At 61.9% G+C, this 25,432-nt stretch carries 25 protein-coding genes; 15 read left to right on the top strand and 10 right to left on the bottom strand.

Annotated elements, in window-relative coordinates:
* Window positions 1–191 precede the first annotated feature (191 nt).
* The 8 genes from ASC76_RS19735 to ASC76_RS19700 all read left to right on the top strand — a co-directional run bounded on the left by ASC76_RS19735 (window position 192) and on the right by ASC76_RS19700 (window position 7,850).
* Window positions 192–1,151: an SOS response-associated peptidase family protein gene (locus ASC76_RS19735; protein ID WP_056471178.1), complete on the top strand. Its 960-nt coding sequence runs from the start codon at window positions 192–194 to the stop codon at window positions 1,149–1,151.
* On the top strand, window positions 1,108–1,581 hold the full coding sequence (locus ASC76_RS19730) for a DUF1810 domain-containing protein (protein WP_371262156.1): 474 nt from the start codon (window positions 1,108–1,110) through the stop codon (window positions 1,579–1,581). Before ASC76_RS19735 ends, ASC76_RS19730 begins: the two co-directional genes overlap by 44 nt.
* Window positions 1,582–1,939: 358 nt before the next feature.
* Window positions 1,940–2,452: a DNA repair protein RadC gene (gene radC / locus ASC76_RS19725; RefSeq protein ID WP_056470317.1), complete on the top strand. Its 513-nt coding sequence runs from the start codon at window positions 1,940–1,942 to the stop codon at window positions 2,450–2,452.
* A 414-nt stretch (window positions 2,453–2,866) separates the two neighbouring features.
* Complete coding sequence (locus ASC76_RS19720; RefSeq protein ID WP_056470313.1) at window positions 2,867–4,873, top strand: ParB/RepB/Spo0J family partition protein; 2,007 nt, start codon at window positions 2,867–2,869, stop codon at window positions 4,871–4,873.
* A gap of 91 nt (window positions 4,874–4,964) precedes the next feature.
* On the top strand, window positions 4,965–5,384 hold the full coding sequence (locus tag ASC76_RS19715) for a secondary thiamine-phosphate synthase enzyme YjbQ (protein ID WP_371262161.1): 420 nt from the start codon (window positions 4,965–4,967) through the stop codon (window positions 5,382–5,384).
* Between the two features lie 18 nt (window positions 5,385–5,402).
* On the top strand, window positions 5,403–5,831 hold the full coding sequence (locus tag ASC76_RS19710; protein WP_056471175.1) for a hypothetical protein: 429 nt from the start codon (window positions 5,403–5,405) through the stop codon (window positions 5,829–5,831).
* 626 nt (window positions 5,832–6,457) lie between these two features.
* Entirely contained in the window at window positions 6,458–6,925 is a 468-nt protein-coding gene (locus ASC76_RS19705) for a single-stranded DNA-binding protein (RefSeq protein ID WP_082549305.1), read from the top strand.
* Window positions 6,926–6,989: 64 nt separating this feature from the next.
* The gene (locus tag ASC76_RS19700) at window positions 6,990–7,850 is read left to right on the top strand and encodes a DUF932 domain-containing protein (RefSeq protein ID WP_056470309.1); all 861 of its coding nucleotides are present in this window, start codon (window positions 6,990–6,992) and stop codon (window positions 7,848–7,850) included.
* A gap of 277 nt (window positions 7,851–8,127) precedes the next feature.
* Here ASC76_RS19700 and ASC76_RS19695 read toward each other — a convergent pair whose 3' ends face one another.
* Window positions 8,128–8,775: a PIN domain-containing protein gene (locus tag ASC76_RS19695; protein WP_235580536.1), complete on the bottom strand. Its 648-nt coding sequence runs from the start codon at window positions 8,773–8,775 to the stop codon at window positions 8,128–8,130.
* 43 nt (window positions 8,776–8,818) lie between these two features.
* On the opposite strand from ASC76_RS19695, the gene ASC76_RS19690 reads away from it, so the two are divergent.
* Window positions 8,819–9,247, top strand: a complete 429-nt coding sequence (locus ASC76_RS19690) for a thermonuclease family protein (RefSeq protein WP_056470302.1) — start codon at window positions 8,819–8,821, stop codon at window positions 9,245–9,247.
* Between the two features lie 52 nt (window positions 9,248–9,299).
* Here ASC76_RS19690 and ASC76_RS19685 read toward each other — a convergent pair whose 3' ends face one another.
* Window positions 9,300–9,740 (bottom strand): transcriptional regulator, encoded by a 441-nt coding sequence (locus ASC76_RS19685; protein WP_056470299.1) that lies wholly within the window; start codon window positions 9,738–9,740, stop codon window positions 9,300–9,302.
* 140 nt (window positions 9,741–9,880) lie between these two features.
* Between ASC76_RS19685 and ASC76_RS19680 the strand changes: the two genes are divergently transcribed.
* Window positions 9,881–10,123, top strand: a complete 243-nt coding sequence (locus ASC76_RS19680) for a DUF2188 domain-containing protein (protein WP_056470296.1) — start codon at window positions 9,881–9,883, stop codon at window positions 10,121–10,123.
* 122 nt (window positions 10,124–10,245) lie between these two features.
* Here ASC76_RS19680 and ASC76_RS19675 read toward each other — a convergent pair whose 3' ends face one another.
* Genes ASC76_RS19675 through ASC76_RS25560 form a run of 3 tightly spaced genes read right to left on the bottom strand, consistent with a single transcriptional unit; the run spans window position 10,246 to window position 11,797 of the window.
* Window positions 10,246–10,707: a hypothetical protein gene (locus tag ASC76_RS19675; RefSeq protein ID WP_056470293.1), complete on the bottom strand. Its 462-nt coding sequence runs from the start codon at window positions 10,705–10,707 to the stop codon at window positions 10,246–10,248.
* A complete protein-coding gene (gene stbB, locus ASC76_RS19670; protein WP_056470290.1) occupies window positions 10,704–11,414 on the bottom strand; it encodes a StbB family protein in 711 nt (236 codons plus the stop codon). The genes ASC76_RS19675 and stbB overlap by 4 nt, the downstream gene beginning before the upstream one ends.
* The gene (locus ASC76_RS25560) at window positions 11,411–11,797 is read right to left on the bottom strand and encodes a hypothetical protein (protein ID WP_157615867.1); all 387 of its coding nucleotides are present in this window, start codon (window positions 11,795–11,797) and stop codon (window positions 11,411–11,413) included. Before ASC76_RS25560 ends, stbB begins: the two co-directional genes overlap by 4 nt.
* Before the next feature lie 335 nt (window positions 11,798–12,132).
* On the opposite strand from ASC76_RS25560, the gene ASC76_RS19660 reads away from it, so the two are divergent.
* The 3 genes from ASC76_RS19660 to ASC76_RS19650 all read left to right on the top strand — a co-directional run bounded on the left by ASC76_RS19660 (window position 12,133) and on the right by ASC76_RS19650 (window position 16,563).
* A complete protein-coding gene (locus ASC76_RS19660; protein WP_056470287.1) occupies window positions 12,133–12,702 on the top strand; it encodes a hypothetical protein in 570 nt (189 codons plus the stop codon).
* Window positions 12,702–13,631, top strand: coding sequence for a relaxase/mobilization nuclease domain-containing protein (locus ASC76_RS19655; protein WP_157615865.1), 930 nt, complete (start codon window positions 12,702–12,704; stop codon window positions 13,629–13,631). Before ASC76_RS19660 ends, ASC76_RS19655 begins: the two co-directional genes overlap by 1 nt.
* Before the next feature lie 340 nt (window positions 13,632–13,971).
* On the top strand, window positions 13,972–16,563 hold the full coding sequence (locus tag ASC76_RS19650; protein WP_056470282.1) for an AAA family ATPase: 2,592 nt from the start codon (window positions 13,972–13,974) through the stop codon (window positions 16,561–16,563).
* 154 nt (window positions 16,564–16,717) lie between these two features.
* On the opposite strand, the gene ASC76_RS19645 is transcribed toward ASC76_RS19650, so the two are convergent.
* On the bottom strand, window positions 16,718–17,506 hold the full coding sequence (locus ASC76_RS19645) for a toll/interleukin-1 receptor domain-containing protein (RefSeq protein ID WP_056470279.1): 789 nt from the start codon (window positions 17,504–17,506) through the stop codon (window positions 16,718–16,720).
* An 87-nt stretch (window positions 17,507–17,593) separates the two neighbouring features.
* On the opposite strand from ASC76_RS19645, the gene ASC76_RS19640 reads away from it, so the two are divergent.
* Both ASC76_RS19640 and ASC76_RS19635 read left to right on the top strand, forming a co-directional pair.
* Window positions 17,594–20,539 (top strand): DNA methyltransferase, encoded by a 2,946-nt coding sequence (locus ASC76_RS19640; RefSeq protein ID WP_056470276.1) that lies wholly within the window; start codon window positions 17,594–17,596, stop codon window positions 20,537–20,539.
* 313 nt (window positions 20,540–20,852) lie between these two features.
* Window positions 20,853–21,758, top strand: a complete 906-nt coding sequence (locus ASC76_RS19635) for a hypothetical protein (protein WP_235580522.1) — start codon at window positions 20,853–20,855, stop codon at window positions 21,756–21,758.
* Between the two features lie 99 nt (window positions 21,759–21,857).
* Here the strand turns inward: ASC76_RS19635 and ASC76_RS24895 are convergent, their stop codons facing one another.
* From ASC76_RS24895 to ASC76_RS25785, 4 genes are all read right to left on the bottom strand, one after another.
* Window positions 21,858–22,913 carry a hypothetical protein gene (locus tag ASC76_RS24895; protein WP_200947178.1) on the bottom strand — a complete coding sequence of 352 codons (1,056 nt, stop codon included), beginning with the start codon at window positions 22,911–22,913 and terminating at the stop codon, window positions 21,858–21,860.
* Window positions 22,914–22,996: 83 nt separating this feature from the next.
* Window positions 22,997–23,590, bottom strand: coding sequence for a hypothetical protein (locus ASC76_RS24890; protein WP_082549303.1), 594 nt, complete (start codon window positions 23,588–23,590; stop codon window positions 22,997–22,999).
* A 47-nt stretch (window positions 23,591–23,637) separates the two neighbouring features.
* On the bottom strand, window positions 23,638–24,741 hold the full coding sequence (locus ASC76_RS19630; RefSeq protein WP_056470270.1) for an ImmA/IrrE family metallo-endopeptidase: 1,104 nt from the start codon (window positions 24,739–24,741) through the stop codon (window positions 23,638–23,640).
* Between the two features lie 7 nt (window positions 24,742–24,748).
* Window positions 24,749–25,357, bottom strand: a complete 609-nt coding sequence (locus ASC76_RS25785) for a hypothetical protein (protein ID WP_162247148.1) — start codon at window positions 25,355–25,357, stop codon at window positions 24,749–24,751.
* Between the last annotated feature and the right edge of the window lie 75 nt (window positions 25,358–25,432).

Raw genomic sequence — 25,432 nt, 5'->3', positions numbered from 1 at the left:
ATACTGTATGGGCATCCAGTATTGCACCAAAGTCCGGTGACCTGCAAATCGTCGGCGATCTGGTCGTGAATTCCGGCGCGGTGATGACCTTGCGAAGGCGTTGGCGCCTTGGCTTTTGGCGTCGAGAAGAGTCATCGTGAAGGTTCCGTAAACTGCCGCTGCGTACCCACCATCTCGCTGCAAGGATGTTCATGTGCTACTCGGCTCTCGTCTGGGCGGACTATCGTCGCTACATCCGGGACTTCAATGCGGAACTCGATATCAAGGAGTTCTACGAATTGTTCTGGCGCCACATCGACGACGCCAAGATCAAGATCCCGAAGGCGGTGGAGGCAGCGTTCGCGCAGCCCGAGACCGACGCCCAGCGTCGGATCAAGGCTGCGATCGATAGCTTCGCGGCCGCGGAGACGGTCCGGCTCGAACAGGGCCTGTTCGAGCAGCGCAAGCGCCTCGCAGATGCCGAGAGAACCCTCCAGACGAAGACCACGAAGGCAGCGGCAAACAGCCGGCGCATCGCGACCGACAAGATCGAGTGGGCGATCAGCAAGCTCTCGGACCTCAAGCGTTTGGAATTGAAGGAGAGCGACTCGCGCATCTTTCCGGGGCACTACGCGCCGGTGATGGTGATGGAGAACGGCCGGCGCGTGATCAAGCCGATGCGCTATCAATGCCGGCCGGCCGGCAAGCCGGCGTTCTACGACACGAAGTACCCGGGGACCTACAACGCGCGGCGGGAGAACCTGGAAGGATTCTGGAAGGGCCTGTTCGGCTACTCGCACGGCCTGATGGTGGTCAACGCGTTCTTCGAGAACGTCAATCAGCATCGTGCCGAGGGACGGGCACTCGGAGACGGCGAGGACGTGAAGAACCTGATCCTGGAGTTTCGGCCCCGGCCGACGCAGGACATGCTGGTGGCGTGCCTGTGGTCGCGATGGTCGGCTCCGGGGGAGCCCGACCTGCTGTCGTTCGCGGCGATCACGGACGAACCGCCGGCGGAGGTGTCCGCTGCCGGTCACGACCGCTGCATCATTCCGATCAGGCCCGAGAACATCGATGCTTGGCTCAGTCCCGATCCGAAGAACCTCTCGGCGCAGTACGCGATCCTGGATGATCGGGCGCGGCCGTACTACGAGCACCGCCTGGCGGCATGACGCAATGGGCGATCTGAGGCGGTTCGTGGAAGCGCAGGCACCGGTCTACGCGACCGCTCTGGCGGAGCTGAAGGCAGGGCACAAGCAGTCGCACTGGATGTGGTTCGTGTTCCCTCAGTTGAAGGCGCTGGGTCGCAGCTCGATGGCGCAGTTCTACGGGCTGCACGACCTGATTGAAGCGCACTCGTACTGGTCGCACCCCGTCCTGGGTCCGAGGTTGAAAGAGTGCGTACTGGCGGTACTCGAAGTGCCGTCGAAGACGGCTCACGAGATCTTCGGGTCGCCGGACGATTTGAAGTTCTGCAGCTGCCTGACGTTGTTCGAGCAGGTCTCGCCGGACGAATGCTTTGGTGTCGCGCTCGAGCGCTTCTATGGCGGAAGACGCGACGAGAAGACGATGGCGCTGTCGGAAGATCGTCCGACTCGCTGAGGATTACTCCTCGGCTTTGACGCATTCGCTGCCTTCTTGGTTGTGCTGAGTGGCGATGAAGATACGTGCCGGCACGGGCTGCCGTCGGGCTCTCGGGCGTTGCCCCGCACCTCGCGTCGAGTTGCGGCCATGCGGCATTGATCCCTCACGCCTGCACGCTGCGCTTGCCGATGCCTTCGAAGGGTGGAGCGGGGCGGCTTGCTGCTCCTTCAACGTACCACGGCGTTCTCGCCGTCAAGGTCTGCGCGCGCTGCTTCGCATCGTGCTCGCGGCCTGCGTCCGTCTGCGAACCCTGACGGCTGTGCTGCGCCGTGCTGGACACGTCTCGGGCAATCCCGCCCGATGCACGGAGCCGACCATGGCACACGATCTCAACTCTTCCATCGAGTCTTCTGTTCTCCTCGTTCGCGATGTCACGGGCAGCTATCGACCTGCTCAAGACGACGAGGTGCTGGGAGCAGCGCAGCAACTGTTGTGGCATCACTTGCGAGGCCGTGAGGTGTTGGGCTCTCCGCAGGCGGTGCGAGACTTTCTGCGGGTTCGGCTGGGTGGCCTGGAGCACGAGGTCTTCGCGGTGCTGATGCTCGATGCGCAGCATGCACTGATCGATCTCGTGGAGCTTTTCCGCGGCACGGTGAGCCAGACGGCGGTGTATCCGCGGGAGGTCGTGAAGGAATCGCTGGCGCGCAATGCGGCGGCCGTGATCCTGGTGCACAACCATCCGTCGGGCGTCGCGGAGCCGTCGCGGGCGGACGAGTTCCTGACGCAGACGCTCAAGAGCGCGCTGAGCCTGGTCGACGTTCGGGTGCTCGATCACCTGATCGTTGCAGGGCCGGATGTTCTGTCGATGGCCGAACGTGGCCTGATGTAGCGCAGGGGGCATCGCCCCCTTTTTGCTGCGCTTCTCAATGAGCCATGTCGTGCCAACGGCTCCGCCTTCGGCGGCTCTGTGCTTCGCTGCGTGCCGCCTGCGCGCCGGCCGTGGCCGGCTTGCGTGGCCTCTGCGGTCGCTCCTCCCGTCAAGGGCCGCGCAGCCGCCCGAGTCCTCGGCTTCGCCTGCGGGCCGCGCCAGCGGCTGCGCTTCCTCCCTTGACGGCGCACCCGCGCCGGCCGGATCGGCCTCTATGGCCGCGAAGGGGCTTCGCGGCCCTGCGGAGCCCACATCCGACCAACAGCCAAGGAGAGCGCCGATGCAGCAGCACCACTAGCCCGAACCGTCTGTCGAAATCTTCCATCAACGGTCCCCGGTGTCGCTGAATGCGACCGAGGGGGCAGGAGCAAATCCATGAACACGATGACCCTTTCCGAAACCACCGCCATCGCTACGGCGGCGGCATCCTCATCTACATGTGCCGCAGGCCAGGAGCGGCGGCTCGTGGCGCTGTCGTTGCTGCGACCGTCGAGTCGGAACGTGCGCCGCAGTGGCGGCACCTCGATCCCGGAACTCGCCGCGAGCATCGCGCGCGTCGGCTTGCTTCACAACCTCGCGGTCGTGCAGAACGTCGATGGCGAGCGCTTCGACGTGGTCGCGGGTCGTCGTCGCCTCGCCGCCCTCAAGCTGCTGGTGAAGCGGCGCAAGCTCGCGAAAGACTTCGAGGTGCCGTGTCTGCTCGTGCCGGACGGCGCGGCGCGCACGGTGAGCCTGACCGAGAACGTGCAGCGCGAGTCGATGCACCCGGCGGATCAGTTCGAGGCCTTCGCCGCGTTGGTCGCCGAAGGTCACCCGGTCGAGGACATCGCGGCCGACTTCGGCGTCTCACCGTTGGTGGTGCAGCGTCGCCTCAAGTTGGCGAACGTGTCGCCGCGACTGCTCGCGGACTACCGGGTCGATGCGGTGACCCTCGACCAGTTGATGGCGCTGGCGATCACCGACGATCCTGCGGCGCAGGAGGCCGCGTTCTACGACTCGCCCGATTGGCAGCGCAGTCCCGATGCGTTGCGCGAGCACCTGACGCAGGACGAGCTGTCGGCGGCTGGCGATGCGCTGGCGCGCTTCGTCGGGCTCGATGCCTATGAGGCGGCAGGCGGTGCGCTGCGGCGCGACCTGTTCTCGGACGAGCAACAGGGCGCTTACCTGACCGACCCGGCATTGCTGGATCGACTGGCGCGCGACAAGCTGGCCGATACGGCGGAACAGGTGCGCGGGGAAGGCTGGGCGTGGATCGACGTGGTGCCGCGTGCAACCTATGCCGAATTGCATGTGTTCCAGCGGGCGCGACGCGAGCGCCGCCAGCCGACCAAGGCCGAGGCGAAGCGGATCGCCAAGCTCGAAGCCGAGCAGCAGGCCCTGCAGGATCGTCTGGACGACGAGGAGGCCGACGTGTCGGACGAGGATGCGCAGGGCTTGCAGGACCAGCTCGATGCGTTGGGCGACCAGATCGATGCGATCAATCAGTCGCTGACGACCTACGCGCCGGAGGTGCTCGCACAGGCCGGTGCAGTGGTGGCTGTCGACCATGCCGGTGCCGTCGTCGTGCATCGGGGCTTGCTGCGCGGTGAGCAAGCCCAGAAGCTGCGCGAGCGCGTGAAAGGTGAGGGTGGCGCGACGGGCGGCGATGCCGAGGTCGGCGCTGCGGAGCCGCCGAAGGCGAGCCTGTCGGAAAAGCTGGTGCGCCGGCTGAGTGCGCATCGCACGGCTGCGTTGCAGGCCGAGGTGGCTCGTCATCCGCAGATCGCCTTGGTGCTGCTGGTGCACCACCTGGCTCGGCGCGTGATCTGCAACGGCTACGAGGGATCGCCGATCAACATCAGCGCCACGTCCCATGTGGATGGGTTGGTGACCCACGCACCGGACATCGTCGAGGCGCCAGCCGCGTTGGGCCTGCGCGCAGTTTGCGAGGCGTGGGCCGGGCGCCTGCCGGACGATTCGGCCGCGATGTTCGAAGTGCTGCTCGCGATGCCGCAGACCGATCTCATCGCGTTGCTCGCGGTCTGCGTCGCCTCGACCGTCGGTGCGATCCAGTCCCGCGAAACCGAGGCGCCCGCGAGCCTGCTGGCGCGTGCACTCGACCTCGACATGCACGTGTGGTGGACGCCGACGGCCGCAGGCTACTTCGAGCATGTCTCGAAAGCCAAGGCCTTGGAAGCGGTGGCGGTGTTCGCACCGGATCAGGTCACACGTCTGTCGAAGTTGAAGAAGGGCGACCTCGCGAGCGAGGCCGAGCGGCTCGCGGCGGGGAGTGGCTGGTTGCCGGCGATGCTCTGTGCGCCATCGGCGTCGGAGCGTTCCGACGCTGCGTCGTCCGCCAACGCGTCGAGCGCTGACGAGGACGGCGAAGCGGGTCAGGAGTGAAGCAGCGGCCCCGGCCTTGATGCCGGGGCCGCCCATCACGGCGGATGCCCGGCTCGGGTCGGCATCCGCCGTGCCTTATGCTGCTCCGATGCTGCGCCAGTTCACCACGTCGATGACCTTCGAGACCCGCGGACGCGGGCTGCTCGAGGTCACGCGTCCGGTCACGGAATGGGTCGACGAGTCGGGCCTCGCGGCCGGCCTGCTGACCGTGTTCGTTCGGCACACTTCCGCCAGCCTGCTGATCCAGGAGAACGCCGACCCGGACGTGCGGGGCGACCTCGACCGCTTCTTCGCGCGGCTCGTGCCCGATGGCGATCCGTTGTTCCGGCATCACGACGAGGGTGCCGACGACATGCCGGCCCACGTGCGTGCGGCGCTGACGGCGGTGCAGTTGTCGGTGCCTCTGTCCGATGGGCGCCTGGCGCTCGGGACGTGGCAGGGAATCTATCTCTGGGAGCACCGCACGCGGCCGCATCGGCGCGAAATCGTGCTGCATCTGTTGGGAGAGTGAGGGATGGCGAGTGTGTCGATGTCGCGCGGGAAGCTGGCCGGTCTGATCGTCGTCTTCCTGTGGTTCTTCGTCGGCGGCATCGCCCACTTCGTGGCGACCGAGACCGAGATGCGGATCGTGCCGCCCTACATTCCGTGGCCGCGCGCTGCCGTGCTGGTCAGCGGCGTGTTCGAGTTGCTCGGCCCGGTGGGGCTCCTGTGGCGGCCGACGCGACGCGCGGCAGGCATCGGGCTGTTCCTGCTGACGGTCGCCGTCACGCCGTGCCACGTCTACATGCTGCAAAGGCCGGACCTGTTTGCGGCGATCCCGTTGTGGGCACTGTGGCTTCGGTTGCCGATCCAGGTGGCGTTGCTTGCGCTGATCCTGTGGTGCACGAGGCCTGAGCGCCAGGCCGCCAACTCGTTGAGCTACTACCGCGCGATCAAGCATTCGAAACTCACGTTGTAGGGCTTCGCCCGGATGCGCCGAGCCGGGCTGTTGCGCTGCGCGTCGAGCCGCCGTCGAAGTCCGACGTCGCACCCCTGCGGGCGGCCATCCCTGACGCGAATCTCGAATCTCGAATCTCGAAGGGCGAAAGCGCTGCGTGCCGTGACGGCCCCGGCCGCAAGTGATCGAGCCGGCTCGGCCCACGCGCCAGTCGCTTCGCCTTCGGCTCACTTGGTGTCACGCGTGCCGCGGAGCCGCCGACTCTCAGGGACGGGGCGGGCTCCTCCGCGCATCCGCTGCGCCAGGAGACCTGTCACATCGTTCGCCTGTGCTGCGGGCCCTCTTTCCACTCTTTGCAGCCTTGATCGCCAGTACAACCCACCGCGCTCCCCCCAGCTGCGCCCCCGTCTTCAATGAGGGGGACTTGTGGGGGGATCTAAAACAGCGGTGGGCCGGAAACTGGCTCATCGCTTCGGCTGCTGGTACCCAAACGCAACCCCACCCATCTCCCACCTCTTCCCGTGAGGGAAGAGGCCATGCCCACCCCCCGCCCGCCCGTGGGCGGGTGCGAGGAAGTCCGAGCAGAAGGATCAGTTTGAAGGGACTCAAGACGGGTTCCGGCTGATCGTTCTGACTGGAGATTCATCATGGCATTCGTACGAGTGGAACAGCGCAACGCGCGCCTGGCTTCGGCCGTCAAGGTCGAGTTCGTCAAAGGTCGCGATGGCGAGGTCGCCAAGGGCACCGTGACCATCATCAGCAACACACGGCGCGGGTCGGGTGACGACCGGGCCGAGGAAGCGACCGCGATCCAGTGGACGCTGTGGGGCAAGCAGGCCGAGAACGCCGCCGAGTACCTCGGCAAGGGTTCGCGTGTCAACGTGGTCGGGCGCCTGCGGAACAACAACTATGACAAGGACGGCAGCACCGTCTACGGGTTTCAGTTCACCTGCGAGGAGCTCGACTACCTCGACAGCAAGGCCGATTCCGACGCGCGTCGCGAGCGGCAGGACGAGGCGCCCGACGACACGACCGCGAAGCGCACGACGGCGAAGCCGCGTGGGCGCGCAGGCCGTTCCGGTGCTCAGGGTCGCGGCGCCGCTGCGGCGAACTGATCTGCGAGCGGGCAGGGCGCGTATGCGCCGGCCCGCCGTCTTTCCTCATCGACAAGGAGTCAACATGTTTTCAAGCACCAGCCCGAGTCTCGCGACGCGCTTTGCGCGCAACACCCACGTGATCCGCAGCGAGCAGCCCCTCGCGGAAGACCAGATGCGGCAGGCCGCGCCGTCGATCTTCGCGGAGGGCAAGCACGCGAGCCGTTCCGAGCGCTACACGTACATCCCGACCATCGAGGTGCTGCGCGGCCTCCGCAAGGAGGGGTTCGAGCCCTTCATGGTCGCGCAGAGCAAGAGCAGGATCGAAGGCAAATCCGAGTTCACGAAGCACATGATCCGCATGCGGCACGCGGGGCACGTCAAGGCCCGGCCGGAAGCGAACGAGATCATCCTGATCAACAGCCACGACGGGGCGAGTTCGTACCAGATGCTCGCGGGCGTGTTCCGCTTCGTCTGCTGCAACGGGTTGGTGGTCGGCACCGTGTCGAACGACATCCGCATCCCGCACAAGGGCAACATTCAGGATGACGTGATCGAAGGCGCGTTCCGCGTGCTGGACGACTTCGAGGCGGTCGATGCTTCGACGGACGGCATGAAGGCGCTGACCTTGAAGGTCGACGAGCAGCGCGCCTTCGCGACCGCGGCACTGGCGCTGCGCTATGGCGAGCGCACCGAGGGACAACCGCCCGCGCCGATCACCGCCGAGCAACTGATCGAGGCGCGCCGCCCGGAGGACCTCGGTCACAGCCTGTGGACCACATTCCAGCGGGTCCAGGAGAACGCCATTCAGGGCGGGCAGCGGGGACGCAGTGTGCAGGGCCGCCGGATGCAGACGCGAACGGTGGGCAGCATCGACCGCAGCGTGAACCTGAATCGCGCGCTGTGGGTGCTGGCCGAGGAGATGCGCAAGATTCGTTCTGCCTGACGTTTTCAACGATGGAGGTGCTGAATTTCTGCGGAGATTCAGCACCGACCACCTGTCGTTCCGGGTCGATGATGGGCTCGGCACGGGAAAGCGCTCACGCCTGGCGGCGGCGCTCGCCGGCTGCGCCGGCTCGCGGTGCCCGACCTCTTGGCCATCGAGGCCGCAGGTCGGGAGACTGGGCGTCGCATCGGCGGCGCTCGGTGAGCATTGCCTGTCGCAACACGGGGGTCAAATGAGGAAGGTCGTTTGTCGCGAAGCTCGATGTGCTTCGGTTCCTTCAGTCCGGCAACGAATAGACGACTTTGGTGCCGTTGACCACAAACACACCGTTGCGCTGCAGTTCCGCCAGCAGCAACTGGACTTCGGTCTCGTCGAGCTTCGGCTGAAACAGCGCGGCGACGCTGGTGCTCAAGGTCTTGGTGGAGGCGGGCCGCTGCTCACCGCGCTTGACCAGGTAGGCCAGGATGCTCGACAGCTTGTCGTCTGCGGGCGCGGCACCGGAGGTCCGGACGATCGGGATGTCGTTGACATCGGCGCAGCGAGTTGCGTGAACGCCCTTGCTCTTGAGATGCTCGATCAGCGGGTCGTAGCCCTTGTCGACCGAGATCACATGGAAGTAGGCGTCCGGCTCGGCGACCGCCAACCGGCCCAGGTAATAGGCGATGTGGAAGTCGAGCGCGTTTCGGCCTGGAGCCGACACTCGGATGTACTCGGCTCGCGTGCCGAGCACCTGCAGCGCCGTGGCCACGTTGATGTCGATGCGTGCCTGGGTCGGACCGATGAACATCAGCACCCGGTAGTGATCGTCCTTCAACGCCGCGACGATCTCAGGCTGCACACTCTCGTAGTCGATCAGGACATAGTTGGTCTTGATGATGCCTCCGCTGGCTGGACGCGATCGAAGGCGAGAGCATATGGCAGGCATCATCGGCCCACCTCAAACAACCGGCTAACGCCGTCCAGAGTTCATGATTGAAGCCGCACTCCTTTGCCTGGTCGTCGGGATCAGCGACGGTGACACGATCAAGGTTCGATGTGCTGACCAGCCGCAGAAGGTGATCCGACTCGCAGAGATCGATGCGCCTGAAAAGGCCCAAGCCTTCGGCCAGCGGAGCAAGGAGATGCTCTCGACCTTGTGCTTCAAGAAGCAGGCGGAGATTCGGCCATCGACTCGCGATCGCTATGGTCGGACCGTCGCGCGCGTCATCTGCACCGGAACCGATGCGAATGCGGCGATGGTCCGATCAGGGATGGCGTGGGCCTACACCCGGTATCTCACCGACCCGAAAATCCAGGCGATGGAGATCGTCGCGCACCGCGAACGATTGGGCCTGTGGGCCGACGCCAATCCGGTGCCACCGTGGGAGTGGCGAAAGTCCCACTCGAAGAGGTCGTAAGTCGCGCGAAACCGCGGTCCGGAAGCCCAGGCCCGCAGCCCCGGCAACTCGTCTACTTCGCGATCTTCCGAGCGGCGAGGATCTCGGCTGCCTGCTTCTTGCTCAGCGAGCGCAGCGCAGCGATGGCCGGCAGGTGATTGGCCCGCGGCCGTGCCTTGCCCGCTTCCCAGTTGTAGACCGATTGTCCCGATGCGCCGACGAGAACGCCGACGGCATCGGCCGACAGTTCCAATCGCTGCCGTTGCTTGGCCAGGCCCTTGGCACTGAATCGAGGGGCTTTGCCCTCTTCGACTGACGGTGGCGCGTCCGGCTTGGGCGCTGACTTCTCGAGACGCTTGACTTGCTGCTCGAGCGATTGGGCTCGCCGCTTAAGACCGGCGATCTCGGATCGATAGCCACCGACGGACTTCTTAAGGCCCTCGACTTCGGCACGAATCTCCTTGCGGGCGATTCGGGTGATCTCGGACTTCAGGATGGATGCAATGTTTGGCATGGGAGGAATTGTGCCGCGATGGCGGCGACGATCGAAATCGACCGGCGGACAAAGTTTGCGCCTAGCGTGACGGATCACGCCGGCCTTGGCGCCGGCCTCGTTTCGTCGTAATGTAGTGATCCTGTCAACCAGGAGCGAACATGGCGAACCGTCGAACTGTCTCCCAGCGAAGCGACGGCACCTGGGCTAACAAGCGCGACGGAGCATCGCGCTCCGCCGGCAATCATCAAACGCAAAAGCAAGCAGCTGACCAAGCCAAGCAAATGCTGGTCAACGCGGGCGGCGGAGAACTCAAGATCAAGGGTACCGACGGCAAGATCCGGAGCAAGGACACGATTGCGCCCGGCAACGATCCGAACCCGCCGAAAGACAAGGAGCACTGAGAGGCTCCTCGTCCGAGTCTGTCTCAAGTGATCCGCAACTCCGATGCGGTCTACTTGAAACTTCGTGGTGCGCTGTGAGCAGCCTTCTCGCTGAGGCTCGGCACGCCCCTGGCTTCGTCGGATCATCGAGGCGGAAGTGAACTGAAGAGCCACCACGTGACCCACGCCGACACGGCAGCCGTGGCAGCGTGCGTCAACCAAAGGTCCCACGGCCGGTCGACGCGGTGAAGGACCTGCTGCAAAGCATTCGTCAACCTTGCCAGGCTCGAATCGGCCTGTTCCGAAAACGCGAGCCGAGCCGCCATGTTCATGGCGCGCGCCTGCGATTCGATCGAATCGCCTGTCACCTTGCTAGTGCGCCTGACGATGTGCTCGACCGCGCGAGCCTGGACTTGCTGCGCGATCGACGCAGTGCGCATGTCGAAGTCCTTGAGCCGGCCTTCCAAGTCCGCGCCCGCATTGATGAACGCCAGTCGACCGACCTCCATGGAGGAGGTCACGGTCTCCATGCGGTCAAGAAGCAGCGCCACTTCGCCGAGAGCCTCGACGATGAGTGCCTCCCGTGCCGTCGTCGGTCCGCTCATGCCATGCTTTGGTTCAAGCCGAGCGCCGCAAAACACGCATCCAGTTCCGGTATCACGCCCGATGCGAGCCGCCTCGTGGCCAGGCGCTGCGCCAACGCGAGCTTGTCTGCCGTGCCCTGTGCCTTCACGATCAGCGCCTTGTAATCCGTCTTGTCCTGTATCAACGCCGACAGGTCCGCGCCCGAGCCTTTAACGCGGCCGTAGATCTCGTTCCTGCCGAGCTTGCAAGCCAGATTGGCCTCGGCAAGCAGCTGCTGGCCGACGAACGTCAGCAACTGGCTGAATGAACGTGCCGCGTCATCATCGTCTTCGACCATGTTGAAGACGAGCTTGAGACGAGAGGGTGGCACTCCGAGGCCTGAGAGTTCGACGAGCGTGGCAATCGTGTCCTGTTGCTGCTTGAGCGCCGGGACGGTCGGAACCACGAAGCAATCGAAGTCTTCGTGGCTTCCGTGGTAGCGGTGCATCAGACCGAGCAAGTCTTCGACATTGCTGGCACCGATGTCGACCACGACGTTATCGACGGTCTGGAGATACTCCTGCAACTCGCCGAACTGACGCCCGCGCAGCGCCTGACCCTGGTTTTCGTCTGCGTTCAGACTCTCCACCGCGATGAGTTCAGCGCCCTCGATGCGGGGGAGCAAGAGATGACGGGCGATGGTGCTCTTCCCGACGTTGCCGGAGAAGTTGATAACGGCGATTTTCATCGTTGCTCCTTGGCGCGAATGAGGGGATTGGTGATCTGGCTGCGCATGAAGGCTTCGGCGACCTCGTTGCCGTTGCGCCGCTCAGCGCGGGTCTGGGCCGCGGGCGGGGAAGCCGATGCTTGCGCGATCGTTGGAGCGACGGCGTCCGGTGGCGCCGCGCTCGTCGCCATCGCTTTGGCGACCGGCTTCGCGGGCTGTCCCACGACAGCTCTGTTCGCCTCTCGCCAAACCGTGCTGATGGTGACGTCCACGCCAGCATTCGCGAGCGCGATGCGGATGGCATCGAGCGTATAGCCCTGCGCGCGAAGCTGCGCAATCTCGAGCCCGAAATCCCGCGCCTTGCGCGTTCCTCGGCCAGGAGATTGGGTGGGCACGAGCCTCATTGCCGGCGCCTCTTTTCGGTCGCTTCGCAGCCAGTTGCCGGCTGCTTCTCGCTCCCTTGCCGGAAGTTTTCGGTGTCTGTTCGCATTTGCCGCTTCTTTGCACTGGTTTTTCGCTCGCTTAACGCTCGCGTTTCACCGCTTTCCGCGGACTTTTCGGTCGCGTTTCGCTTGAACCAATCATCGACGTCGATCGGTGCCAAACGCGTGCTGAATTTGGGCCGAAATTCAGCAGCGAGAAGAGTCGATTCATCGACGAAGATGAAGATGTGGTGAGTGCAGAGATAGGCTGCCCGCCGCCGATTTCACAACCGCTTCGCGAGTTCATTCGTTGCCTCATGAACACCGCTCCTCACGAGTTCGTCACGGTCGATATGCGCGGTCTGAAGACCGCGTTGGTGGCACATGCTCGGGGTCGACAGGTAAGCGTGTCGGTCGTCGTTCGCGAGGCGTTGGCAAGCGTGTTGCCTGCGGCAGGGGATTTGGACGATCGGACATCCGAGCCGGCTTCTAGCCAGGTCAAGTTGTCGATCAGGTTCGACGCCGACAACGTTGTCCGGCTTGACCGAGCCGCAAAGGCAGCAGGCCTGTCGCGCGGGGTCTTCCTCTCCGGCTTAATCGAGGGTGTTCCCGCAGTGTCCTCAGGCGGACGAGCGGACTGCATCTCCGCGCTGATCGCGTCCAACGCCGAGTTGTCCACGATGAGTCGAAACCTTCGGCACCTGGCAAGCCTTCTTGCTCGAAGCGAGATGCACTCCGCTCAACGCTACCGTTCTTTGCTTGACGAGGTCGCAGGCGAGGTCCATAGGCATCTCGGCCTGTCCGGCCAAGCGCTCAAACAACTGCAGCCTCAGGCCACTTTCGTCGGCGGGCGCGATCACAACGCCAAACGCAAGGAGATCATGTGATGTCTGATCCTCAATCGATTGACGGCGTGCTGGTGCGGTGGGGCGAACGCATCTTCTATCCGGGCAATCGGATGGTCAAGGTGCCGCCGCAGCCGAAGCTGCCTGCGAATCTTCTGAGGCAACGAGCGAACGCGATCCGGGCCCGGATCGAAGCCACTGTTGTTCGTCGCGCCCCGCAAGTGATGGTGAAGGTAACTGGCGGCGGACGAGGCATGAAGGCGATCGCGGCGCACTTCAAATACATCAGCAAGAACGGTCGCCTGGAAATCGAAGATGACCGTGGAGAGGTCCTGAATGGAAAGGACGATTTGCGCGCATTGGTTGATGACTGGCGGCTCGGGGGAACACCGATCGAAGACATCGGCTTCCGACGAGAGGCATTCAATATCATGTTGTCGATGCCGCGCGGCGTCGATCCGCTGTCCGTACTGAAGGCGGCGCGTGAGTTCGCGCAGGCCGAGCTGGCGGATCAAAAATACGTGATGGTGCTGCACGATCACCAGGCCAACCCGCACGTTCACCTCAGCGTGCGGGCTGAGTCGCGACATGGCAAGCGGCTCAACCCGCGCAAGGCGGACCTCAGTCGTTGGCGCCAGACCTTCGCCGAAAAGCTCAGGGGGTGGGGCATCGACGCCGAGGCGTCGGCTCGCGTCGTGCGTGGCCAAGGCCGCCAAGGTGAGGCGCTTTGGCGGATCAAGGCCAGCGAACAGAAGCGAGTGAGGATTCCCGTTCGCCAGCGCAAACCGGCGGGCGCGCCTGTCCCACAGCTCCGTTCGGATGCGTGGGAGCGGTTGGCGGCCGCTCTTTCGCGCTCGGGCGAGCAGCGCGACAGGACGCTCGCCGTCGCAATTGGAAAGTTCCGCGGCGCTGTCGGCATCGGAGAACGCAAGCACGATACCGCGGGATTTGCGCGCGACATCGCCCGGTAGCGGCGATCATGCCGGGGCCGTGGTGCGAGAGCATGCAGCAACTTACCTGTGAGCCGATGCCATGCGGTCACACACTTGTACTGCTCGAGCACATCGCGAAGCGATGCCAGGTCCCCAGGATGATTGCCCGCACGGCGAGTCAACAAGCTGTAATTCAGCTCAGGGGCCTGAGGTGCGGGGAAGTGCTCCTTGATCAGACGGGAGGCGTCGTCATCGCCGATTGCGAGCGCCTTGGCCGCATGGAACGGCTGTCAACATACAGCAGGTCAAAACCGGTGTAGCTCTCTCGCCGATACGAAAACATTCCATATGATGCATCGATACAAAAGGGAGGGTTTCGATGTCGGTGCTGCAGGAGATTCTGACTTGGTCCCACGACCGACCAATGTGGCAGCGCGATGCCCTACGCCGCCTTTCTGTGCAAGGGGAGCTGGACGACGCGGACGTGCGTGCGCTGACCGACATTTGCAAGAGCGGACACGGCCTTGCGGAAGCCCAAGAAGCCGCTCCATTGGACAAGCAGCACGTCCCTGACAGAGCGACTGGGCCGTCAGTGTCGCTGGGGTCGATTTACCACCATCGCGGAGTGAACGCCCTCGCCGAGGAGCAGACGCTCAATTTCGCGCCGGGACTGACTGTGGTCTACGGGGACAACGGCGCTGGAAAGTCGGGCTACATACGCATCCTGAAGAGTGCCTGTCATGCACGCGGGCGCGAGGAGATTTTGGGCAACGTCGTATCAGGCTCCGCGCCGTTCTCGCCCGTTGTGGCGATCAAGTACCAAGTGGGCAACGAGCCGGCGCCCCGCGAGTGGACCGGGGCGTTGGACGACGAACTCATTTCTCGTGTGAGCGTATTCGATACTCACGGCGCCGCCGTGTACCTGACCGAAAAGACGAACGTCAAGTTTCGTCCTTTCGGCCTGGACCTCTTCGACAAGTTGGTTCAAGCGTGCAAGTCAGTGCGCCTTCAGTTGGAGGCGGATCAGCGCTCGCTTGGCAGCGACGGCGTGGCGGCGATCGTGCCGCAGTTTGTGGCCGGCACGGCCGCGGCGAAATTCCTGGCAAGCGTTAGCTCGCTGACCAAGCCCGACGCGCTTTCGGCGCTCGCGCACCTGTCCGACGAGGAAGAGGCGCGTCTTTCCCTACTGGACAAGGCGCTGCTCGACCAAAAGGCCAACGACCCGGAAAAACTGGCCCAGCAACTGACCCTTCGCCACGGCCGTGTGACTGGTCTAGCTCGCCATCTTGGCGCTGTCGAAGCAGCCCTGTCGGACACGGCCGTCTCAGCAATGATCGATATACGCGCGGCCGGGTCTCGTAAGGCCGAAGAGGCAAACCGCCTTCGCGACGCGACCTTTCCGGCAGGGCTCCTGGCCGGGACAGGTAGTGAGAATTGGGCGGCCATGTGGGAGGCTGCGCGCAGCTATTCTGAGGAAGTCGCATTTCCGGGCCGGGCGTTCCCGGTGACGGCAGACGACGCGAAGTGCGTGCTTTGCCAACAGCAACTTGACCTTGCGGCTGCACACAGATTCGAGCAGTTCCAGACCTTCGTCATCTCGAAAACCGAGAGCGAGCTGCGACACCTGCGTGAGGGCTTCGCGCGTCAGCGAAAGGTCCTTCTCGATCTCCGAGTGCAGACCGAGGGTGTGGAAGAAGCTCGCAAGGAAATCGCTCTTGATCAGGAACAACTGGCGAGCGAGATCGGCGAGGCGTTGACGGGGAACGAAGATCGTCGCAAGGCCGTCGTTGCCTGCCTAGCCGAAAACGGCGTCTTGCCGCCCGATCTTCAGAAGGTTGTGCCCGTCTCGGAAGCCGTTGCGGCCCTCGCGAGCCAGCTCCAAGAACGCATCCGACTGCTTCGCGCGTCCATCAACAAAGAAGCGCAGAAGGCACTGTCCGCGGAGCTGGTGGAGTTGCAGTCACGAAAGCTCCTGGCTTCCCTCGAGGGCGCTGTCCTGGCCGAGATTGACCGGAAGAAGCGGTTCGCGGCCTACGGCCTGTGTCTTGAAGAGACAAGGACTCAATCCATCACGGCGAAGAGCACGGCGGTCACCAAGGTCGCGGTCTCCCAGAAGCTGAAGCAGAGTTTTCAGGAGGAACTTGGTCGCCTCGGTTTCCGGCACATGGCTGTGGAACTCAAGGAGCAAGGCGGCGCGGACGGGGTGTTTTATCACCGGCTCGTCCTCACTCGTGCCCCTGGTGTCGAACTGCCAAAGGTGGTAAGCGAAGGTGAGCAACGCTGCCTCTCAATCGCCGCGTTCTTCGCAGAACTCAGCACGGCAGACGATCCATCCGGCATCGTGTTTGACGACCCTGTCTCCTCCCTGGACTTCCAGTGGCGTGGAAGCGTGGCACACAGACTGGTCGAGGAATCACAGCGGCGCCAGGTGATCGTCTTCACGCACGACGTCGTTTTCTTGCTGGCGTTGAAACAGTGTGCCGAGCAGCAGGGGATCGCCGCGCTGGATCAGCACGTGCGCCACCTTCCCAGAGGCGCTGGAGTTTGTGAAGCGGAGCTTCCATGGGTCGCCATGCCTATCAAGAAGAAGCTCGGGTTCCTGAAAAAGGCCTGGCAGGACGCCGACAAGCTGTCGCGCGACGGTCATCAGGATGCTTACGAGAAGGAAGCAAAGCACCTCTACGGGTTGCTGCGCGAAGGCTGGGAACGCGCGTTGGAAGAAGTCCTGCTCGGTGGCCTCGTTGAACGGTTCCGACCCAGCATTCAAACCCAGCAGATCGCTCTGATCGCAGACATCACGGATGACGATTGCAAACTCGTCGAAGTCTCCATGACCAAATGCTCGACCTGGCTCCCCGGCCATGACAAGGCGCCGGCGTGGCGGGCACCAGTTCCACCGCCAGCAGAGCTTCAAGAAGACATCAGTAAACTAGAAACATGGGTCGGCGCCGTCCGCAAGAGACGGGTGTGAATAGATTGGTCGCCTTTGCGCGAATCGCCTCAATGCGAGCGCCTTCGTAAGCGGCGCAAGCACAATGTCCGGTTCCAGCTTCTTCTCCTGTTTGCGCAAAATCAGCAGGTCGATGATGTCCTAAATGATGGACATGGCGGCAGCGGGCCTAGTGTCAATCTCGCAGGTCGCGCTCGGGCGGCTCGGGCTCCAGCGATTCGCACTTGCATTCCGTCGTTGTCGTTCCGTCGACCATCTCATAGCCACAGGTGAAGCGTACATACTCGACGTCGTGGTCAATGCTCTTGCCCCGGTACTCCGCCGTCTTGTTGTGGAACACCCGTAACTCTAACGGCGCCTCGCACTGCGGGCATTCGAAGTCCTTCAGCTTGGCCTTCGCCTCCGCCAGCTCCATACGCAGAAAGTCAATTTCGTCCGCTTGCAGGTTGGCGTTCGCTGCCGCCTGCTGTTCGCGTGCGATTTCCTCGGCACGGATCGACGGTGGATGCAGGACTGCATCAAGCGCAACGTTGAGGAATCTGGTGGCAAGCTTCTGCATGGTCGGCTCGAAGTCGACAGACGCGACGCGCAGCCCGTTGTATTGCTGAAGCATCGCAAGCTTGCCGGTCATCTGCGCTTGCTGATACAGGGCCGTGAAATCGAAACCAGCGAACATGAGCGGCACGATGTTGCGTCGGCTGGCCATCGCCTCTTCGATCTCGCGACGCAGCCAATCGCCAGTCTCATTGCAACGGCTCAGTGCTGTCGGCGTCAGCAGCACCAGAAAGTGGGCCCGTGCTTTGATGTTTTCGATGATCGCCGTCTCGAACGACCCGCTAGCGAGCCCCTCGTAGTCGATGAAGGCGTCATAGCCGTGCTGCGTCAGCCAGTTGTAGACCACCAGCGCCCAGGCTTCGTCCGCTCTACGGTAGCTGATGAAAACGGTCTTCTCGATGCGAGCCATGATGGGTGCGGCTGGGCTGCAAGGCCACCAGTTTAGGGCAGCTCATCGGGACGAAGGGACCGTCGTGGTCGGTGACAATGCCCGTCCATGACGCCACAAGAATTCATCAAAAAATGGGGTGCCGGCGGACCGGCCTACGGACTCAACGAACGCGCAGGCGCGCAGCCGCATTTCATGGACCTCTGCGCCGTCCTGGGCGTACCTACGCCTGGCGACGTCGAGAACTACTGTTTCGAGCGCGGCCTAACGAAGACCGGTACGGGTAAGGGCTATGCGGACGTCTGGATGCGTGGCCATTTCGGCTGGGAATACAAAGCTCCCGGCAAGAGTCTCGAAGGGGCGCTCAAGCAGCTCATGCTGTATGCGCTGCCGCTCGACAACCCGGCCCTGCTGGTCGTCAGCGACCGGCTCAAGATCGAGATTCACACGCACTTCACCGGCACGCCCAGCGAACAGCACACGATCTTGCTCGAGGAGCTTACCCGGCCAGACGTTCAGGAGAAGCTTCGCTGGCTCTTTAAGTCGCCGGAGAAATTCAAGCCGGCCAAAACGACCAAGCAGATCACCGAAGAGGCTGCGACGACATTTGCTGAAACGGCCGACCGGCTGCGAATCGCTGGCGTACCGCCCAGCGAGGTCTCACACTTCCTGACCCAGTGCCTGTTTTGCTTCTTTGCTGAAGATGTCGATCTCTTGCCCGCAAAGCTGTTCGAGCGCCTGGTGGGCGTGCACGTGACCCCGACGGTTCTGGGTCATCAACTTGGCAAGCTGTTCGAGTCCATGCGTGATGGTGGCCTTTTCGGCGCAGAGGACATCCTGTGGTTCAACGGCGGCCTGTTCCATAACATCAAGGTGCCGCCGCTGTCCGCCGAAGATGTCACGTCGTTGCGCAACGCCAGTGGCATGAACTGGAGCGCTATCGATCCCAGCATTTTCGGAACGCTGTTCGAGCGCGGCCTTGACCCCGGCAAGCGTGCCCAGCTGGGTGCCCACTACACCGATCCGGCGACGATTTTGCGCATCGTCAAGCCGGTCGTCGAAACCCCATTGTTGGCCGAATGGGCGCTGGTCGCCAAGCGGATCGCTGATTTGCTGGAGAAGCGCGATCGGCTCCGCGAAGAGGCGAAGACGATCATGGACAAGGTCAAGTATGGCCGCGTCCGGACGAGCGCCAACGCGGCGGAAAAAGAGGCGCAACTCGTCTTCAACGCCTACCTGGAGAAGTTGAAGCAATTTAAGGTTCTCGATCCGGCGTGTGGGAGTGGCAATTTCCTCTACCTGGCCCTCCGAACTCTCAAGGACATTGAGCACAGGGTCAACCTCGAAGCCGAAACGCTCGGGTTGCACCGCCAGCAAGACGTGACGGGGCCACATAACGTACTGGGCATCGAGATCAACGAATTCGCCGCCGAATTGGCGCGCGTCACAGTCTGGATCGGTGAGCTGCAATGGCGACTGCAGCACGGCTACGCGTTTAAGACGAACCCGATCCTGGAACCGCTTGATTGCATTGAGAACCGCGATGCCATCGTCAATGTCGACGGGACGGAAGCCGAGTGGCCAGCTGCGACAGTCGTGGTCGGCAACCCCCCGTTCCTCGGGACGAAGAAGATGAGGCGTGAGGTTGGCGACGAATACACGGATCGACTGCGCGACGCCTACAAGGGTCGTGTCGTCGGCTTTGCCGACCTAGTCTGCTATTGGTTTGAGAAGGCGCGCGCCAAAGTTGTCGCCGGCGAACTCGGCGCCGCAGGCTTGGTGGCAACGGACAGCCTTCGTGGCGGCCTGAACCGCAAGGTGCTCGACGACATTGATCAGAGCGCCACCATCTATGACGCGTGGAGTTCGCTGCCGTGGGTCAACGAAGGCGCGTCGCTTCAGGTATGCCTCGTCGCTTTCGCCAGCAAAGCCTTCGAGGTGCCGCCGCGGCTCGATGGCGTTGTCGTCACGAAGATCAACGCTGACCTCAGTTCCGGAGCCGACCTGACGACGGCGAACGTACTGGCCGAAAACCAGGGCGCGGCCTACTACACGACCGTCAAGGCAGGCCCATTCGATATCCCCGGCGAACTCGCCCGCAAGTGGTTGGCGATGCCAAATCCTGGTGGCCGTTCCAATGCCGAAGTGGTCAAGCCGTGGGCAAACGGTAAAGGCGTGATCGAGAGGCCTAAGGACAAGTGGATCATCGACTTCGGCACGGACATGTCCGCTGAAGACGCGAGCCTGTACGAGGCACCGTACAAATACGTTGTCGAAACCGTCAAGCCCGAACGCGATCACAACCCGCGCGCGTCATACAAGAAATACTGGTGGCTGCTGGCCGAACCCATTCCCCAGCTCCGTTCGGCCCTGGCTGGCCTGCCCCGCTACCTGGTCGTGCTCGGCACGGCGAAACACCGAATCTTCACCTGGATGCACGCCAGCGTTCTTCCGGACCATGCCCTGATAGCTTTCGCCCGGTCGGACGACGCGACCTTTGGCATCTTGCAAAGTCGGTTCCACGTCCTGTGGTCGCTTCGGTTGGGCACAAATCTCGATGACCGCCCGCGCTACACGCCCACGACATCGTTCGACACCTTTCCGTTCCCGTCCGGCCTGACGCCGGCTGATACCGCCAGCAAGACAACCGAGGTGACAACTGCTGGCGCGCTCATACCGGCCGGCCTGCCGGACACGATCGCTGCGGCAGCGACCGGCATCGCTGATGCGGCCAAACGACTAGACGACCTTCGTCAAGACTGGGTCCATCCGGCGGTGTGGGTCACCCGTGAACCCGACATCGTGCCGTTGGGAATGTCATCGTCGCCCTATGCGCCGCTGATCAGACCACGAGAAGGCCACGAAGTCGAGGTGGCTCAGCGTACGCTGACGAAGCTCTATAACGAGCGGCCGGCGTGGCTCGTTGGCGCCCACGAGAAGATCGATATGGCAGTCGCGGCTGCATACGGATGGGCGGACTACTCGTCAACGATGACGGACGATGAAATCTTCACCCGCATGCTTGCACTTAACCTCAAACGCATCGCGGCCTAGCGCCTCACGCCGCCCATCTCGTCGTAGATCCGGCCGTGCAGCTCGCGACCGGCGAACTTGTTGCGTACGCCTCCCCACTGCTTGAAGAAGAGCGGGGCGCTTGACCTCATGCAGGCGGCGTGTATGCCGTTGACTCAGCTTCGACGTGGTTCCGATAGGGGTGATGGTTGGCCATCGCATTCCGCTGGTCGGCCCTGACCGAGCCGCACGTTGATCGCTGACCATCGTATGGATGAGCGCCCGCTCGCCGCCCGGGTCGTCTGCGCACGCTCGATATGCGATAGTCGACTGACACAACATAAGGTTCGCCAAGGTGTTTGATTTCTCGAAGAAGCAGTACGACATCGAGCACGCTCTAATGCTGCACGCAGACAGCTTTGTCGTCATGCCGGCAGCGGCGATCTACGAAAAGGAGCGGCTCGAAGAGTTCGAAGAGGTCAGCAAGAAGTGTCATATCTACCTCATTGGACTTACCCCTCGGGTCTTCCTCGAGGAAGTTGAACAGGCAGGTCAGATGGCCTTGATCAAGTTCAAAGTCGGCGACAACCCGGTGGTCGTCAAGTCGAGACTTCCAGAGGGATCGACCCTAGTGAAGGAAGACCAGTTATTTCGTGTTCTCGGCAAGGACGGAGAGGAACACGGGATAGACGATGTGGACATGGCGCAGGCCATTAAGCAGGTGCATCCGGTCCACTTCGACGTGCTCTACATCGGGCAGGCCTATGGAAAGGCCGGCGAGCGAGCAGCGCTCGATCGCCTTGAGAAGCACGAGACGCTCCAGAAGATCTCCCTCCAAATCGGGGCCCCACCAGGCAAGCAACTTACGGTGCTGCTGCTGGAAGTGATCTCTGCCAACCGAATGTTGACGATGTTCAATCCCTTTGCGAAGGATCTCAGCAGTGGGACGGAGCGGATTCGCGCTGGGATCGACAAGCTCTACGGCACTACGGAGAAGGAGCGAGTCGCACTCTACGAAGCGTCCCTCATCCGGTACTTCCAGCCCCGCTATAACAAGGACTTCAAAGATAGCTTCCCGTCGACAGACATGAAAGTGTTGAAGGACTGCTATGACAAGGACTTCTCGAGCATCATCGCCGAGATCAACTTCGACGATCTACCGTGGGACCTGAAGTCTGAGCAGGTGCCGGCCGCCCAGTCCCACATTGCGAAGCACAGTCTCCACACCGCTGAGGAGCGGTCGATGTTCTTCTCCTCTTAGCAACGTCGGTCGACCCCGGGGTGCGAGATCTGCGCAGAGACCGTTGGTTGATGACCGGTCAAACTTGGCAGCGGAAACAGCCACACGGCGCCTTTCGTTTCAGTAGAGAGTGTGTTCCCTCATCATGGCCCAAAGCGTTGCACGGTCTAACGGCTTACCCTGATAAATGACAGTTCCAAAAGTGTCGTCTTCGATGCGCCGGGGCCCTTCGCCCTCAAAGACGTGCACATGAATTCCCCGTTCTTGCGGACGATCGGCAGTCCACACGACTGCCGGAGTTGAAGCCCACAGCTCAAAATGCCGACCATCGTAGTCATCCAAGTTCAATGACCGGTCCGGCACCACATAGCAATTACTCTTGTGAAATTGATCGTGGAGTGGCTTCAGCGGAGTAGAGACAATTTTCCCTTCACTCCAAATACTATCATTTCCACAATTTCCGCAAAAGTGTTTCGCGTGGGGATTATTCGCAAATGACCCGAGGTCGAGGTGTGGATAGCCACATTTTTTGCAACTAACACACCCCATTTCACGCCCTTGTTCGATCGAGTTGACAAATTCATATGCAGCCGGAGGCGTAACTTGGATCTGCGTAATCTGGTCGTTTGCGAATAGGCCTAGATCCTGGTTGTATGAGAACACGACGGCGTCGAAGTCGCGATCGAGAGACTTTTTCTCGTTTCCCGTGAACCGCTTATGAATGTGAATCTTTGGCGGGCGCTTCTCGATTGGACGAGATGAAATTGCCGGCGGAAGCGAACACCAAATCCCTATCTCTTCGTAGTCACTGAATTCCAGTACGAGCGGATCGACAACGTAGCTCATCTCCATCAGGTGGTTGCTGCAGGTAACATCTCCAGACTCAGGGAGAGCTGCTATATCTGCTTTGGTTCCCCAATGAATCTGATGAGTCTTGCAATACCACCGAGATGCTCCATTTCTGAACTTCCCGCAAGGGACAATGTGACAAGGCAAGATTGCGTTCGTTCCACTCTTGCCGCCGAAGCTTCCAAATACTTCTTCTGAGTTAACGGCGATATTCCCGATGGTACGTCCAGGTGCCCAGCAGATTGCGGCCGCAGCCGAATATTGCTCGTGCGGCATCTCAAGCTGCCCTTCATCACAGTGTTTGCGGATGAAGATCTTTTTTGCCATCCCGGTTTGATGCTTGTCCCAGTCACACTCCCATACTTCTACGATGCCGGATTCGGAATTCAGCCTTCTCGAATAGAACATTTTTATGCCGTCCCTGATTGATTCGATTTCAGAATGCCAAGCGTATCGATTAATCCCCTCGCGTTCCGCTCTACATCGCCCTCACCGGGGACGAAAAGATCGTATAGGTAAGAAGAGCGGGCTGTGGCGTCCCAGGTCTCGCAATCGTCCAAGCGGCGCTCGATAGTTTCGTTGTCGTCCCCACGTGCGCTCAGCCGGGCACGAAGAGCGGTAGGCTCAGGGGAGGTGACATAAACTGAACGCACCTCATCGCCGTAGCCGGCTTTTCGCGCGAAGTCTTTGAGGATCGGCAGCACTTCAGGTGTAAGTGCGAATAGTAGGCAGTGTGCTTGGTCTTCGAGTCCGTCAGCGACTACACGTCGAAGTGTTCCATACCAGAGGCCGTGAACCTCTACTGTCCACAGGAAGTCTCCACGCTCACGCATCTCACTGAACCGCTCCTCGCTCAGGTGAACCACGTCCGCCGCGGTTTCAGAAGGCCGAATGGCGCGTGTAGTGCAGCCCGGCGACAGTTCTGAACCTGGTAGTAAGCACACCAAAGCTTTCGCAAGCGTAGATTTACCTGCGCCGGATGCGCCCGTCAGTGTCAAGATCATCTTGGCGCCTTTCTATGGATCTGCTATTGCTCGCCTGTGGGCGCCAATTACTTTCGGCGGGGAAGCTCCACGACGTTTTCGCCGCGAACATCGGAGGCGGACAAGAAGCCCGCGCGATAGGCCATCGGCAGCGTATCCATGTGCAACTCGGCGAAGTCTTGAGGCGTGGAAGCGAGCGTCATGCATAGTTCACTCGCCGAGTACCCAAGATCCTTCAAATGAAGCTCGATCAGCTCACGCTGGAGTCGCGGTCGTTCTACAGGAACGTCAAGTTCAACCGGCTCCCGAGTGCGAAGCCCCGCTGTTCCCATTTGAATTCGAAGATAACGCGCCTGGTTCTCAGTGATCTTGGCCAATGAGCTAGCACGGTAAATGATTGCTGCCATCGAGACGCGCCAATAGCGCTTCAACTGCGCGGCACGATGTAGCGTGAGGTTTACGAGTTGAGGGCCAATCTCCTGCGCCGGCATTAGAAACTCGGCAGCGAATCGGTCAGCCTCCTTCTCCATATTCGCGTTCGGAACGACCGAGTGCATGACCATATGACCCAGCTCGTGCGAAAGCGTGAACCGCTGTCGATCCCCCAGCAAATGATTGCTCTGAAACATGAGTGGAGGCAAATCGCGATAACGCAGACTGGTAGCGTCGACTTGTTGGGTACCAAAGTCGAACGGGATCACCATGCCACCCGCATCCTCGATGCACTTCACAACGTTGTCCACCGGACCGCTGGGCAGCAGCCAAGAGGCTCGCACTGTTGCGGCGATTCGCTCGATGTCACCATCGAAATCGTCTACCTCGAGCCTCGGAATCCCGTGACCTGGCTCGATGTTGACCGCTTTCAGCATGCGATCAGCGTGCATGCGGGAAATGTTCACTCGTGCCTCGATGCGCTTTAACGTCTTCATCGGCAGCGCCTTTCGCCGGCGATACATCTGATGAAACGTGTCCGTCCCAACCCCATGGATCGAGTCGGGCTGCAAAAAAAACGCCTCCGGGAAGCCAAGCGTCGACGCAAGTCCCTCAAGCACTGGTGCAGGCGTCTGCACAATTCCGTTTTCGATTTTTGACATCAAGCCTTGGCTGATACCAAGCCGCTGCGCCAGGTCCGCCTGCGTCAGTTCCCTCGCCTCTCGAGCGAGGGTCACCATCTTCGGATTAACCACCTTCACTATCTGCCAACTTGTCGCTCTTAGGCTGATCCTTGATCGAGAACGTAGTCGCTGGAGTCGGCTTGATGGACGGCGGGAAACTGATGACGCTGGCGCTGCTTGCCATCTTGACGATCGGCAGCTCTTTGATCCACAGGTTCTCTGCACCGCGCGGACAGGCGACATAGACGCCCTCGAGGTCCGTTTGGAGGCGATTCAGGCGATAGCCGGCCTGCAGGTTCATCATGGTCTTGATGCCGGGTAGCTCTGACTCTTGACGCACAAAGTCGAGGCTCTGCTGGGTTGGAATGTTGGACGAGCGGAACTCGTCGTCCAGCTTCTTAAATCGCAATGCGATGCGGTCGTAAAGAAGCACAATGAAAAGGCCGCTATGGTCGATGCACTTCGCATGGGGCATGCTCGCGAAGGCCTCGCGAGCACGAAGCACCATGTGGTCGTGAACCGCACTCGCACGGGTCCTCGGCGTGTGCGCGGTTTGAATCGTGAACGGGTATTGCTGGTAGTCCCGCCACGCATCGACGATGAGCTGACTGATGATCAAATAATCTTTCTTCAACAGCCGGTCCGCGCGAGACTGGACGATCATGCGTGTCATGGTGCAGCGAATTTCGAGTTGGCGAACCCGTATCCTACAGGCGATTTGCAAACTTACCCACTTTTATTTCTATTT

The organism is Rhizobacter sp. Root404 (assembly GCF_001425865.1).
GTDB lineage: Bacteria > Pseudomonadota > Gammaproteobacteria > Burkholderiales > Burkholderiaceae_C > LMDS01.
Note: the sequence above shows the minus strand (reverse complement) of the source record. Positions and strands in the feature narration are given on the sequence as shown.